Annotated in this window: 10 protein-coding genes; 7 read left to right on the plus strand and 3 right to left on the minus strand. The window is 71.2% G+C overall.

Annotated features, from left to right (window positions below; all coding sequences use genetic code 11):
• The first annotated feature begins 227 nt into the window (after positions 1 to 227).
• From ABZT06_RS16420 to ABZT06_RS16445, 6 genes are all read left to right on the plus strand, one after another.
• Positions 228 to 2549: a Tat pathway signal sequence domain protein gene (locus ABZT06_RS16420; protein ID WP_355740865.1), complete on the plus strand. Its 2322-nt coding sequence runs from the start codon at positions 228 to 230 to the stop codon at positions 2547 to 2549.
• Positions 2550 to 2584: 35 nt separating this feature from the next.
• The gene (locus ABZT06_RS16425; protein WP_355740694.1) at positions 2585 to 4474 is read left to right on the plus strand and encodes a glycoside hydrolase family 97 catalytic domain-containing protein; all 1890 of its coding nucleotides are present in this window, start codon (positions 2585 to 2587) and stop codon (positions 4472 to 4474) included.
• A gap of 104 nt (positions 4475 to 4578) precedes the next feature.
• Positions 4579 to 5829: a 4-hydroxybenzoate 3-monooxygenase gene (locus ABZT06_RS16430; protein ID WP_355740696.1), complete on the plus strand. Its 1251-nt coding sequence runs from the start codon at positions 4579 to 4581 to the stop codon at positions 5827 to 5829.
• A gap of 55 nt (positions 5830 to 5884) precedes the next feature.
• Positions 5885 to 6835, plus strand: coding sequence for an expansin EXLX1 family cellulose-binding protein (locus ABZT06_RS16435; protein WP_355740698.1), 951 nt, complete (start codon positions 5885 to 5887; stop codon positions 6833 to 6835).
• A gap of 80 nt (positions 6836 to 6915) precedes the next feature.
• A complete protein-coding gene (locus ABZT06_RS16440; protein WP_355740700.1) occupies positions 6916 to 7341 on the plus strand; it encodes a VOC family protein in 426 nt (141 codons plus the stop codon).
• Between the two features lie 207 nt (positions 7342 to 7548).
• On the plus strand, positions 7549 to 9063 hold the full coding sequence (locus ABZT06_RS16445; RefSeq protein ID WP_355740702.1) for an FG-GAP repeat protein: 1515 nt from the start codon (positions 7549 to 7551) through the stop codon (positions 9061 to 9063).
• Between the two features lie 31 nt (positions 9064 to 9094).
• Here the strand turns inward: ABZT06_RS16445 and ABZT06_RS16450 are convergent, their stop codons facing one another.
• The 3 genes from ABZT06_RS16450 to ABZT06_RS16460 all read right to left on the minus strand — a co-directional run bounded on the left by ABZT06_RS16450 (position 9095) and on the right by ABZT06_RS16460 (position 12675).
• Positions 9095 to 10885 carry a serine/threonine-protein kinase gene (locus ABZT06_RS16450; protein ID WP_355740704.1) on the minus strand — a complete coding sequence of 597 codons (1791 nt, stop codon included), beginning with the start codon at positions 10883 to 10885 and terminating at the stop codon, positions 9095 to 9097.
• A gap of 181 nt (positions 10886 to 11066) precedes the next feature.
• Positions 11067 to 11426: a peptidoglycan-binding domain-containing protein gene (locus ABZT06_RS16455; protein ID WP_355740706.1), complete on the minus strand. Its 360-nt coding sequence runs from the start codon at positions 11424 to 11426 to the stop codon at positions 11067 to 11069.
• Positions 11427 to 11754: 328 nt separating this feature from the next.
• Positions 11755 to 12675, minus strand: coding sequence for an alpha/beta hydrolase (locus ABZT06_RS16460; RefSeq protein ID WP_355740708.1), 921 nt, complete (start codon positions 12673 to 12675; stop codon positions 11755 to 11757).
• 196 nt (positions 12676 to 12871) lie between these two features.
• Here ABZT06_RS16460 and ABZT06_RS16465 point away from each other — a divergent pair, with 196 nt between their 5' ends.
• Positions 12872 to 13756 (plus strand): helix-turn-helix domain-containing protein, encoded by an 885-nt coding sequence (locus ABZT06_RS16465; protein ID WP_355740710.1) that lies wholly within the window; start codon positions 12872 to 12874, stop codon positions 13754 to 13756.
• Positions 13757 to 13866: the final 110 nt, after the last annotated feature.

Here is a 13866-nt window from a genome sequence, read left to right on the forward strand (position 1 = left end):
GCGCGCGGGAACGCCGGCACCCACAGTGCGACTCTGCGGAAATACATCGGAGGAGTCAAGGGGATGGTCCAAACCAGCTGATCTGGGTGTCTGAGGCGAGCGTTCCCAAAAACTGCCAACTGTCATGCAGTCCGCGGAACGTTGAAGTCATTGACAGGTACACATGCGCCTCTTAGGTTCCCCGATACACCCGATGTATCAAGACCCGTCAGGTAGAGAGGACGATGATGACCTCACAGCCGCAGAGACGCCCGCAGCTGCCCCGCAGAGCCGTACTCGGCACCGCGCTGGGCGGAGCCGCGGCGGCCGCGTTACCCGGTACGGCCCACGCCGAGGCCCAGGCCGAAGCACCGATGTCAGCCCAGGGCCCCGCCCAGAAGCCCTGGAAGCTACGCGACACCATGAACACCGACGGCGCCTGGTCCCGGTTCCTGCGCGGGCAGGACCTGCTGTGGACCAGGCTGCCCACGCTCTGGTACGAGGGCCCGTTCCTCGGCGACGGCCAACTCGGCAGCATGATCTACCAGGAACCCGGCGCCAACCAGATCCGCTTCACCGTCCAGCACGGCCGGGTCCAGGACCACCGCCCCGAGTTCGGCAGCGGCTGGGGCACCTGCCGCCTCCCCGTCGGCCACCTCACCCTCGAACCGGCCGGCACCATCACCGCCCTCGACTGGCGGCTGAGCCTGTGGAACGCCGAACTCACCGGCACCGTCACCACCACGGCCGGCACCCTCACCCTCGCCGCCCTCATCCACGACGAGGTTCTGGCCGTCCGCGTCACAGCCGCCGGCGGCGAACGGGCCGGCTGGACCTTCCACCCCGAGGAAGCCATCAGCCCCCGCAAGATCAGCGAGGCCCCGCCCGCCGACTACACCGCCAACCCGCCCTGGACCACCCGCACCGCCATCGACGGCACCGAACAGGTTCTGCAGCCCCTCACCGGCGGCGGCCAGACCGCGACCGCCTACCGCCGCACCGGCAATGACCTGCTCCTCAGTGTCGGCCACAGCCACCCGTCCGACACCGCCGCCGAAGCCGACTCGCTGCGCAACCTCGGTCGCGCGAAGTCGTACAGCGCGCTCAGGCAACGGCACACCGGCTGGTGGCACGAGTTCTACCGCAAGAGCTTCGTGTCGTTCCCCGACCAGCGACTCCAGAGCTTCCACTGGATCCAGCTCTACAAGGTCGCCTCCGCCAGTCGCGCCGGCGGTCCCGTCATGGCCACCTCGGGCCCCTGGCTGGAACCCACCCCCTGGCCCGCGGTCTGGTGGAACCTCAACGTCCAACTGGAGTACTGGCTCATCCACGGCTTCAACCACCCGGAGCTCGACTCCCTGGCCACCACGCTGCGCCAGAACCAGGAACAGCTCATCGCCAACGTGCCGGCCGCGTACCGCGCCGACAGCTCGGGCGTCGGCCGCAGCTCCGACATGTTCGCCAACCGCACCGTCGGCCGGCCCGGCACCGGCGCCGAGACCGGCGACCTCACCTGGGCCCTGCACAACGTATGGCTGTCCTACCGGCACTCCATGGACAAGTCCCTGCTGCGCGACACCGTCTACCCGGTGCTGCGCCGCGCCATCAACTACTACCTGCACTTCCTCACCCCGGGCAGCGACGGCAAGCTCCACCTGCCCAGCACCCTTTCGCCCGAATACCCCGTCGTACCGCCGCAGGACACCAACTACGACCTCGCCCTGATCCGCTGGGGCTGCCAGACCCTCCTGGACTCCGCGGAACTCCTCGGCGTCGACGACGAGTTGAAGCCGCGCTGGCAGGAGGTGCTGGCCAAGCTCACGCCGTACCCGGTCGACGACAACGGCTTCATGATCGGCGGCGACACGCCCTACGCCCAGTCCCACCGCCACTACTCCCACCTGCTGATGGTCTACCCGCTCTACCTCGTCAACTGGGACCAGCCGGGGAACCGTGACCTCATCACCAAGTCGATCGTCCACTGGCACGCGCTCACCGGCGCCCACCGCGGCTACAGCTACACCGGTGCCGCGTCGATGTACGCCATGACCGGTGACGGCGACACCGCGATCACCTACCTCCGCAAGTTCTTCGACCCGGCCACCCGTTACCCCTGCCGCGCCAACACCCACTACACCGAGGCCGGCCCGGTCATCGAGACGCCGCTGTCCGCCTCGCAGTCCCTGCACGACATGTTCTGCCAGAGCTGGGGCGGGGTGATCCGCGTCTTCCCGGCCGTCCCGACCGCCTGGGCGGACCTCACCCTGCACAACTTCCGTACCCAGGGCGCCTTTCTGGTCAGCGCCGTCCGCACAGCGGGGACCACCCGCTTCATCCGCGTCAAGAGCCTGGCGGGCGAACCCCTCAAGCTGCGGCACGGCCTCACCGGGCACCTCACCGCCGTACTGGACGACGGCACCCCGGCCCGCACCCACGACCTCGGCGACGGCACCCTCGCCATCGACCTGCCCCGCGGCCGCGAAGTGCTCGTCCACACCGGCTCCCGTCCCGACCTGAGCATCGCGCCCGTCGCCGTCAGCGAGCCGGGCCCGGCGTGGGGACTGCCGTAAAGGCCGGCAGAGGCCACACAACTCGGAGGATCTCGATGGCAGTTCCGATCAGAACCGCGGTCACCGCACTCTGCGCCTCGCTGGCGGCCGCTCTCCTCGCCACAGCACCCGCACAAGCCGAACAGCGCGACCAGTCATGGTCCCTGTCTGCAGGAGTACACGCACCGCGCGCACAGATCTCCCTCGACGAGACCACGGGCACGCTGAGCCTCGCCGTGTCCCGGGGCGGCCGTACGGTCATCGAACCGTCACCCGTCGGCATCGTCACCGAACAGGCGGACCTGTCCAAGGACTTGCGCTTCCTGCACCGCAAGAGCCGTACGGTGGAGGAGCGTTACCGGACCAAGTCCGGAAAGCGGCTGGACCGCCGGGTCCGTATGAACGAGACCCGGCTGTCCTTCGCCACCGCCGCGGGCGCCCGTCTCGACCTCGTCGTCCGCGCCTCGGCCGACGGCGTCGCCTACCGCTACGTCCTGCCCGCCGGAACCGGTGACGTCCTCGGCGAGGCGTCCGCCTTCAACCTCCCGGCGGACGCGAAGGCATGGCTCGGCACCTACCGGGTGGACAACGAGGGCCAGTTCGCCCAGTACACGGCGGCGACCGCGCCCACGGCGGACTACTCCGACCAGGCGCTCTTCTCGACCGACGGCGGCTACACCCTGCTCGCCGAGTCCGACCTCACCGGCGCCTACTCCGGTGCACGCCTCGCCCACACCCAGGGCACCGGCACCTACCGCATCAAGCTCGCCGACGAGCGGGTGAAGCGCGACGGCCCCCTCGCCACCTCCTGGCGGGCCATGGTCACCGGCGACCTCACCACCGTCACCCGCTCCACGTTCACCGACGACCTCGCCCCCGCCTCCAAGGTCCGCGACACCTCCTGGGTGCGTCCCGGCACGGTCCTGTGGACCTGGCTCGCCGGCGGCAGGGAGGCGGGGCAGAGCCTCGCCGCGCAGAAGGCGTACGTCGACTACGCGGCCGAACGCCACTGGCCCTACGAGGCAGTTGACGCGGGCTGGTACTACCGGCCGGGGGAGTGGGACATCACCGATCCGGACTGGCAGACCGACAGCTGGATGCCGGAACTCGCCCGCTACGCCCGCGCCAAGGGCGTCGGCATCATCGTCTGGATCCACCAGCGCGACCTCGACACCCCCGAGGAACGCGCCCAGTGGCTGCCGACCCTGGAGAAGTGGGGCGTGAAGGGCGTCAAGATCGACTTCATGAACTCCGAGGCGCAGCCCATGCTCCAGTGGTACGACACCATCCTCGCGGAGACGGCCGCCCACCACCTCATGGTCGACTTCCACGGCTCCACGATCCCCAAGGGCATCCAGCGCACCTGGCCGCAGGTGATGACCCTGGAGGGCGTCGCGGGCGAGGAGAAGCGGACCAACACCGCCGCCCACCTCACCACCCTGCCGTTCACCCGCAACGTCATCGGCTCCATGGACTTCACACCCGGCGCCTTCCAGCGGGTGGGCCTGCGGCCCAACTCCGACGCGGCCGAGGTCGGTCTCACCGTCGTCTACGAGTCGGGGCTGCAGATGTTCGCCGGCACCCCGGAGTCGTACGAAACCCGGCCGCTCGCCCGGGCCTACTTCGACCAGGTCCCCGCGGCCTGGGACGACACCCGCCTCCTCGCCGGCGAACCCGGTCAAGAGGCCGTGCTGGCCCGCCGCAGCGGGGAGCGCTGGTTCCTGGGCGGCGTCTACGCCGGAGCCGCCCGCACGGCCGCCGTGCCGCTGAACCTCCCTCCGGGCCGGTGGCTGGTGGAGACGATCCGGGACGGGGCCGACGGTCTCGTCCAGGACCGGCAAATGCTGCGAGGCGGCGACACGCTCACCGTCGACGTCGTGGCGAACGGCGGTTTCGCCGGGCTCGCCTGCCCCTGGCGGCCGGGCATCACCACCTGCTACCGCTGAGCGCACCCTCGTTCCGGGGCCGGATTCGATCAGCGCGGCCACAGCTGATCGAATCCGGCTCGGTGGGGGCACGGCCTCGCTAGGCTGGCGGCCGGAGGTGCCAAGTGGTCGAAAAGGCAAGCCAGTTGCCGGATTCCGCTGAATCCACGACCGTCGTGGTGATCGGCGCGGGCCCGGCCGGGTTGACCGTCGCGACGCTGCTGCGGCGCAGCGGCATCGACTGCGTCGTGCTGGAAAGCCGCTCGCGCGACCATGTGGCGCAGCGCCAGCGGGCCGGCATCGTCGAGACGCGCGCGGTCCGCATGTTCGACTCCTGGGGGCTGTCGGACCGGGTCCTCGGCGGTGTCCCGTACGACGGCATCCTGGAGTTCCGGGTGGACGGCCGCAGCCGGCTGGTGTCCGACAGCGACGGCTCCGAGGGCCCTGCGGCCCGCCTGTGCCCGCAGCAGGTCCTCGTGCAGAAACTCACCGGAACCTATCTCGAGGACGTCGGCGACCTGCGCTTCGAGGCCGCCGACGTCTCCCTGCACGACCTGAGCGGCGACCGCCCGACCGTCCGCTACCGCACCGCCGACGGCACGCCCCGCGCGATCACCTGCGACTTCGTCGCCGGCTGCGACGGCGATCACGGCGTCAGCCGTACGGCCGTCCCGGAAGGCGAGCTGACCGCGTACGCCTTCGACCACGGCATCGGCTGGCTCACCGTCCTGGCCGACGCCCCGCCCCCGGCCCACCCCCTGCTGGCCGTCAGCCGGCAGGGCTTCGCCGCACACTTCCCGCGCGGCCCGCACTCCAGCCGTTACTACCTCCAGTGCCCGCCCGACGACGACCCCGGCGCCTGGTCCGAGGACCGCGTCTGGGACGCCCTGCGCACCCGGCTCGGTGACCCCGGACTCGTCTCCGGCCCGATCACCGACCGCGAGGTCTTCCGGCTCCGCAGCCTCGTGCACGAGCCGATGCAGTACGGCCGGCTCTTCCTGGTCGGCGACGCGGCGCACATCGTGTCCCCCATGGGCGGCAAGGGCATGAACCTCGCCCTGTACGACGCCGATGTCTTCGCCCGGGCGGTGCGCGCCTTCGGCCGAGGCGACGACTCCGCCCTGAGCGCCTACTCGGCGCGCTGTCTGCGCCGCGTCTGGAACGACCAGGAGTTCTCCCACTGGCTCACCCGCACCTTGCACGACGCGGGCGACGCCGAGCCCTTCCTGCGCAACCTGGCCCGCGCCCGCCTCGACCGCCTCTTCACCTCCCGGGCCGCGTCCGAAGCCTTCGCCGAAATGATGACGGGCCTGGACCCGACCGGGGACGCGTCTCAAGAAGTCCCCGGCAACCTTTCCGGCGTCGGCGGCGACTGACGATGTGCAAGCGCCCTCCGCCGGAGGCCCGCACGGATCACCCAAGGACGCACCAGTGGCATCTCGTTCGCATCGTTCCCCTACGTCGGGCAGGGGGCGCACGGCCGTCGTCTCCGCGGCCGTCGTCGCCGCCGTAGCGCTCGTGGCAGCGCTGGTCCTCGCGTTCGGTCCCGACCACGAGACCGACGCCCGCCCGGCCGCGGCCACGCCCGCCGTCGGCACAAGTGGCGCGCCCACCCCGACGACGGAGGAGTCGAAGCCCTCCACGGCGTCCCCTTCGCCGTCGCCCCGTACCAGCAGTCCGAAGGCCACCGCGAGCACCACCCCGCCCCGGCCGTCGAAGACCCCGGCCGCGCGTCCGGCGGCGAAGGTGCCCGGGTCGGCCTCTGCGGCCGGACGGATCAAGCCGGGCGTCTCCTACGAGGGCGTGGCCACCTTCTACGACACGGGTGACGGCGACGGCGCCTGCCTGTACGGCCCCACCGCCGACGTCATGACCGCGGCGATGAACCACACCGACTACGAGACCTCCAAAGCGTGCGGGGCGTACATCCTCGTCCGCGCCGCGAGCGGTGCCTCCGTCACGGTCCGCATCACCAACGAGTGCCCCCTGCCCTGTGCACCCGGCCAACTCGACCTCAGCCCCCAGGCGTTCGCGAAACTCGCCGCACCCGTGCAGGGCCGGATCCCGATCACCTGGAGCCTGCAGAGCCCCAGCACCTCCGACACGATCTCGATCCGGTACAAGACCGGATCGAGCCGCTACTGGTGCGGCATCCAGGCGATCGGCCACCGCAACCCGCTGGCCCGGCTGGAAGTGGAAACCTCCGCCGGGTGGAGCGAGTTGCCCCGCACCGACTACAACTACTTCCTCTCCGAGCAGGGCAAGGGATGCGGTGGCGCGATCAGGATCACCGACATCTACGGCGAGCGACTGGAAATCGACGGCATCAGCGTGCAGCCGAACGTCGTGCAGTCGACCCGGGTCCAGTTCGCCCGGCACTGACCCCGCACGCCCGTCCTGAACCACGCCGGGCCGGAGCCGGCATCCGGACTCGGCGGCATGCCAGGGCGCACAGTGGAGGCATGACCGACAACGACAGGAACATTCTGGCCCGCGGACGCGTGGCGACCAGGCTGCCCGCACAGGACCTGGACCGGGCCCGGCGTTTCTACGCCGAGAAGCTGGGTCTCGAACCCGTCGACGAACGTCCCGGCGGACTGCTGTACCGCTGCGGGGGCACGGACTTCGCCCTCTTCCAGTCGACGGGTTCCTCGCCCGGTACTTTCACCCAGATGGGATGGGAGGTCGACGACATCGAGACCGTCGTCTCCCTGCTCCGGCAGCGTGGCGTGGTCTTCGAGGAGGTCGACCTTCCCGGCCTCCGCACGAAGAACGGCATCGCCGACATCGACGGCAATTACCCGAGCAAGAACGCCCGAGGAGAGCGCGCGGCCTGGTTCCGCGACAGCGAGGGCAACCTGCTGGGTATCGGCGAGCCGGTGCGCTGAGTCGTCCGAGCCCGGACGCGTACCAGCTGTCGTGGTGCGGCAACGGATGTCACTGGCGTGTCACAGCACGCGTGGCCCCCACAACTTGTTCCGTTCTCGTCGTGTCGAACCCTGCGTTGCGACGGCCTTGAGATCGCGTTGCGACCGAGACCGGTCGGCCGGACCAGCCGACTGACGGAGCATCAACATCCCACGGGGGGAACAGACATGAGCATCACCACGCGCACCACCCGGCGTACCGCAGGCTCGGCCGCCGTAGCGGCGGCCTCCTTCCTGTTGCTGGCGGGAGCGGGCATCCTGGCCGCACCGACCGCTTTCGCGGGCGTCCCCGGCGGCACCTCCGCCGCCGACCGCAACAGCGACTTCGACGGCGACGGCTACAGCGACCTCCTCACCGGCGTCCCCGAGGGCACCGTCGACGGCAAGGAGGGCGCCGGATACGTCACCGTGCAGTACGGCGCTCCCAACGGCATCGGCACCAACAACACCGTGCCCAAGGGCGAGGTCCAGCTCGTCAGTCAGTCGACCAAGGGCGTGCCCGGCACCTCCGAGATGGGTGACCACTTCGGACAAGGCGTCGCGACCGGCGACCTGGACGGCGACGGCTACGACGACGCGGTCATCGGCACGCCCGGCGAGGACGAGGGCACCGTCGAGGACGCGGGCCGGGTGACCGTCGTCTACGGATCCGCGCACGGCCTCGACACCGGGCGCACCGCGACCGTCACCGCCGCCCAGCCCGCCGAGGGCGCCCGGTTCGGCCACGCGGTGGCCGCCGCCCGGTTCACCGGCGACATCGACGGCGACCAGCTCGTCGTCCTCGACCAGAAGGTCGGCCTGCACGTCTTCACCTACCACGCCGGCGTCCTGCGCCAGGTCGGCACCCCGCACGCCACCGGCCACACCCTCCAGGCCGCCTACCTGACCACCGGCGACTACGACGACGACGGCTTCGCCGACCTCGTCGTCTCCGGCTACAGCCCCGACGACGACTACACCAAGGGCTGGTCCTCCTACTACACGGGCGGAGCCGAGGGCCTGAGCTACCGGCACGACCTGCACGGCGGCCTGGGCACCGCCTCCGGCGACATCAACGGCGACGGCTACGACGACCTCGTCGTCGGTCAGCTCAGCGGCGTGGACGAGGCGGCCGGTGACGCGGAGGCGCCCGGCGGCCTGGTCGGCGTCTACTACGGCGGCGAGGACGGGCCCGCCGGTACGGAGGGCCCCGGCACCGCCCCGCAGTGGTGGTCGCAGAAGTCCCCGGGCCTGCTGGGCTCGCCGGGCGTGGACGACTCGTGGGGCAACGACGTCTCCGTGGCCGACGTCGACGGTGACGGATACGCCGACCTGGCCGTCGGCGGCCCCGGCGAGGACGCGGACGGCGAACAGGGCGCGGGCGCGGTGTCGCTGCTGCGGGGCTCGCGAGAAGGGCTGACCGCCACCGGTTTCCAGCACTTCGACCAGAACACCCCGGGCATCCCCGGTGCCGCCGAGGCCGGTGACGGATGGGGCGCTCAGGTGCGGCTGATCGACACCGACGGCGACGGCCGGGCCGAGCTGGTGGCCGCCGCGCCCGAGGAGAACGCCGGTGACGGCGCGGTGTGGCTGCTGCCCGCGGGCGGCGACGGTCTGCTTTCCGGCGGTTCCCGTTCCTACGGCGCCGCCGCTCTCGGAGGCAGCGCCCACGGCGCCCACTTCGGCGCGGTCATCGACGAGTGAGCCTGGCGCATCCGGCGCGGGCCGGGGGCGGTCACTCGGCGCTGCGCAGTGCCACCCAGGTGTCGTGCGCCACTACACCGTCGGCGCTCAGGCCCCGCTGGTTCTGGAAGGCACGGACCGCGGTCTCCGTCCCGGACCCGAACTCGCCGTCCACACCGGTGCTTCCCACGCTGTAGCCGCGCTCGGTCAGCATGCACTGCACCTGCTGCACGCGTTTGCCGCTGTCGCCGAGGCGGGTTCGTCCGTTGCCGTCGTAGTACGTGCACTCCGAAAGCCAGGGTGCCGTGCCGGAACCGGTGTCGGTCCCGGCGGACGGGCTGTCCGCGGACGGAGTGGCGGGCGGCGTGGTGGACGGAGCGTCGCCGGGAGGCGAGGCGTGGTCGTCGTGGTCACCGGCGGAGCCCGAGGCATGGGGCTCCGCCGAGGTGGTCCCCGCCTTCGCGTCGCGGTTCTCCACCACGGCGCCGTCGACGTCCGGGCGGCTCAGCCCCCTCGTACTCGGGGATACCGAACCGTTGGAAGCGTCACGGGGGCCGGTGCCGTCCGCCCTGGTGGCACCGGCTTTCGGGGAGGCGGCGGCGGGGGGATCCTGACGGATGAGCAGCAACGCCACCGCGGCCACGACACCGATCATGATGCCCGCGACGGCGACCAGTAACGCCTTCCTCCGGCTCCGGGGGGGTGCTCCCGACGGGCCCGGCGAGGGCACGGGCGGAGCGCTGTCGGCCTTCACCGACGGCAGCTGCTCAACCGGGGAGGCGGGCAGGGGAGCCGGCCGGGCAGCTGGCTGCGGCGGACGCGCGGACAGGGACGGCGGCAGGTCGCCCGGAGTCCGCAGCCGGCTCATGTCCGCGACGGGCAGACGGTGCAGCGCCTCGTACGCCTGCTGCCGGGCGAGCACCTCGCTGCCCAGCGGCTCCGGCCAGGCGGAGACCACGGGGCGTACCCGGGCGGCGTCGATCAGCTCCTGCGGGGTGGGCCGCCGCGCGGGCTCCTTGTCCAGACAGGCGGCCAGCAGCGCACCGAGCTCCTCGTCCGCCGCCGAGATCTCACCGACGACCTCGGGGTTGGGGTCCTCGTACGCCACGCGGTGCATCACGTCGACCCCGGTTCCGTCACCGAACGGCGCGCGTCCCGTAGCCGCGTAGACGAGCGTCCCGGCCAGCGAGAACACGTCCGACGCGGTGTCGGACCGGCCCTCTCGCAGATGCTCGGGCGACATGTAGGCCGGAGTCCCCACCCGGTTGCCCGTGCCCGTGATCGCACTCGCGTCCGCGGCCTTGGAAATACCGAAGTCGATCACATGCGCGCCGCGGACGGACAACAGCACGTTGGACGGCTTCAGGTCCCGGTGCACGATCTCCTCGACGGCGAGCCCCGCGAGTGCCTGCCCCAGCTCCGCCACCAGCCGCCACACCGCGGCTGTCTCCAGGGCGCCGTACTCCTTCACGGCTTCCGCCAGGTCGAAGCCCGGGAGATACTCCGTGGCCATCCACAGCAACTCGTCCTCGAAGCCCGTGCCGCACAGTCGGGGGGCGTGCGGTGTCCGAAGGCGGGCGTGCACGGACGCCTCGCGCTCGAAACGGCGCCGGAACCTGGGATCCTCCGCGTACTCCGGCCTGATCACCTTCACCGCGACCAGACCCGGGCTGTCGTCCGCGGGGCGCGCCAGATAGACCCGTCCCATGCCGCCACTGCCGAGCAGTGCCACCGGCGCATACGGGCCGACGCGCCTCGGGTCGCCGAGCCGCAGGGGTGAGGCACCGGTCTGCCGCAGTGCGGCAGCCGCGTCGTCCGCCGACGCCGGCCGCTGTCCCGACAAAGAAAGCCCCCGAAGTCACGTTCGATGCACGCCAGTTCACCCCCAGTGGGAGAAGAGCGTAACTCAGCTCGCGCAGGTGTTCAGGGAATCGGTCACCTCCGTCACGCCGAGCCCCTGGGGTTGGCGGATTCCGGGTGCCAGGAGCAGCCGCCGAGCGAGCGTCTTTCACGTACTCCACTCGTCAACAGAAGGGAGTGTCCGGTGCGTTGGCCCAGAAGGAGAGGAACGACCACGTCTGGGCTCCGATGCGGCCGTCGACGATGATGTCGGCACATTGCTGGAAGTCTTCCGTTGCCGATTGCGTGAGCCGCCCGAAGTCCCCGTCCTCGTCGAGGTCGGCACCTATGGCCTGATTCAGGTAGCACTGGGCCTGTTGGACCGCTGACCCGGACGACCCCAGGTGAAGGCTCGGTCGACGATCGGTGTAGTTGCACACGTCGTCCGGTCCCTCGGCCACGAGGGTCGCTGGACGATTCAACGGGTTTGCGTCCTGGGAGCTGGTCACCGCGGCGGTCGCGGAAGTACCGACCGATGCCGCCATGGCTGGAGCTCCCCGCAAGGGCGAGGGGGAAAGCAAGGGCCACTGCGGCGATGAGCTCGGCGCCCGCTGAGGAGCGGGAGCCTTACGTGGCAGGACGCCGTGCCGGTTGCGTTTTCTGGGCCGTGCCGTGTGTCGAGATCAACTTACTGCGGCCGCAGTTGGGGCTGTCTGGCAAGTTGCCGCAGAAGCTCAGCGAGTCTTACAGGCAGTACGACGGGGTGGCAGCCCAGGACAGAGTGGGCATGCTTGTCACCGACCTGAGGTGTTCAGGCGTCAGACCAGCACAGGCAGGACCCAGTTGGCGCGCTGTCAGACCCCGCGCGGCGGATCAGCCGGTGAGGTGGGTGGTGAAGAACTCCGTGAGCTTGTCGACGGCGGGATCGATGTACTGCTTCTTGTCGTAGAGGTCGACGTGACTGGCGCCCTCGATCCAGTGGATCTCCCTGGGGCCGGTGGCCCGCTGGTGGGCCTCGACGGCCATCCACGCGGTGACCGCGCGTTCGCCGATGATCTGCAGGATGGGGCGGGGGCCGATCAGCGGTACCGCGGTGAAGGCGTCGTGGAAGGCCATCCTGTCGATGCTCTCCCAGGCGAGGGTCTTCGCCGAGCGCTCGTGGTGCCCGCGCGCGGTGCAGTAGTACTCGAAGCCTTCGACGCCGTGCTCGCCGCCGAGCGCGCGGGCCTGCTCCACCGTCTGCGGGAACATGGTCATCGTGCCGGGGTCCGCACCGCGTGCCGCGGCGCTGCGGGCGGCCGCGGCGGCGTCCAGCAGGGACCGGAAGACGGCCGGATCCTGGGTGCCGTCGGCCCCGAGGCGGAACTGGCGGGCGGGCTCGGCGGTGGACACGGTGGCCACGGCCCTGACCCGACGGTCACCGCCGGTGGCCGCAAGCGAGTAGCCGCCGGAGGCGCAGATGCCCAGCAGACCGATGCGGTCGGCGTCGACATCGTCACGGCTCGTGAGGTAGGAGACGGCGGCCTTGAAGTCCTCCACCCGCTGGGCGGGGTCCTCCAGCCCCCGGGGCAGCCCGCCCGACTCGCCCTGGTGGGCGGCGTCGAAGGCGAGGGTCACGAATCCGCGCTCGGCCATCAGCCGCGCGTAGGTGCCAGAGGTCTGTTCCTTCACCCCGGTACCGGGGTGACCGACCACGAGCGCCGGACGCGGTGCCGCCGCCGGTGTCTCGGGGGTGTAGAGGTGGGCGGCGAGGGGGATGCCGGCGCTGTCGAAACTGACGGTGGTCCGGGCCATGGGGCACTCTCCGGGATTCGGTGATGACGTGTCGTGACGCACCCCGCGCGGCGGACCCGGGGCCCGCACCCCGCCGGGCACACGTCCACGTTCGGTCAGCCGGGGCACCAGCGGGAGAGCCAGGTTTCTGCCTGGGAAAGAACGTGCCCCCTCACCCGTGTGCCGTGATCGGAGCGGCCCACCGACACTGGTGAGCATGACTTCCGACTCCGATTCCGACTCCCGGGCGCTGGGCGCCTTCCTCAAGGCTCGCCGGGCCCAGCTGACTCCGGGGGAGTGCGGCCTTCCGGAGGCGGACTCCGCCCGCAAGGTCAAGGGACTGCGCCGCGAGGAGGCCGCCCAGCTCGCGGCCATCAGCGTGGACTACTACACCCGACTGGAACAGGGCCGCGTCCGGGCGTCCGTACCCGTGCTGACCACCCTGGCCCGCGCTCTGCGCCTGGACGACGACCAGCAGCGGTACCTCTACGAACTCGCCGGCCGGAGCGACGCCCGCCCACGCCGCCGCAGACCCGTCCAACGGCTGCGTCCCGCCATGCGGCGTCTGCTCGACCAGCTCACCGAGACCCCCGCGCTCGTCCTCGGCAAGCGCCTGGACATCCTGGCCTGGAACCCCGCCGCCGCAGCCCTCTACACCGACTTCGCCGCCCTCCCGGCCCACCGGCGCAACTATCTGCGGCTGCTCTTCACTCACCCGGTGGTCCGGCAGCTGCACCAGGACTGGAGGCACGACGCCAGGGAGGCCGTCGCCGCGCTGCGCATGGAGGCCGCGGCCGACCCCGACGACCCCGACCTGGCCCAGCTCGTCGGCGAACTGTCCCTCCAGGACCCCGACTTCCGCACATGGTGGGCGGAACACCGCGTCAACAGCGCCACCTACGGCACCAAGCACTACCGCCACCACCTGGTGGGCGACCTCACCCTCGACTGCGACACCTGGGCCGGCTCCGACGGCTCCGGACAACGCCTGATGATCCTGACCGCCGAACCCGGCACTCCCTCCCACGACGCCCTGCGCATCCTCACCTCCTGGACCACCCGGCAACCGGGCACCGACCGGACGCCGGACGTGCCGCGCTGACCACCCCGGCACGACGACCTCATGGCCAGGTGCAGCGCGACCCAACAGGCGGAAATCCGGGCCGAGTCGGGAATGAACCCGCCGCGGCCGCACGTTGTCCACCGCCGACC

The organism is Streptomyces sp. NPDC005483, from assembly GCF_040606035.1.
Taxonomy (GTDB): domain Bacteria; phylum Actinomycetota; class Actinomycetes; order Streptomycetales; family Streptomycetaceae; genus Streptomyces.

Bases quoted from the DNA above. Each gene is read 5' to 3' on its own strand.
- ABZT06_RS16420 (WP_355740865.1), top strand. From the start codon at position 228: ATGACCTCACAGCCGCAGAGACGCCCGCAGCTGCCCCGCAGAGCCGTA.
- ABZT06_RS16425 (WP_355740694.1), top strand. From the start codon at position 2,585: ATGGCAGTTCCGATCAGAACCGCGGTCACCGCACTCTGCGCCTCGCTG.
- ABZT06_RS16440 (WP_355740700.1), top strand. From the start codon at position 6,916: ATGACCGACAACGACAGGAACATTCTGGCCCGCGGACGCGTGGCGACC.
- ABZT06_RS16445 (WP_355740702.1), top strand. From the start codon at position 7,549: ATGAGCATCACCACGCGCACCACCCGGCGTACCGCAGGCTCGGCCGCC.
- ABZT06_RS16455 (WP_355740706.1), bottom strand. From the start codon at position 11,426: ATGGCGGCATCGGTCGGTACTTCCGCGACCGCCGCGGTGACCAGCTCC.
- ABZT06_RS16460 (WP_355740708.1), bottom strand. From the start codon at position 12,675: ATGGCCCGGACCACCGTCAGTTTCGACAGCGCCGGCATCCCCCTCGCC.
- ABZT06_RS16465 (WP_355740710.1), top strand. From the start codon at position 12,872: ATGACTTCCGACTCCGATTCCGACTCCCGGGCGCTGGGCGCCTTCCTC.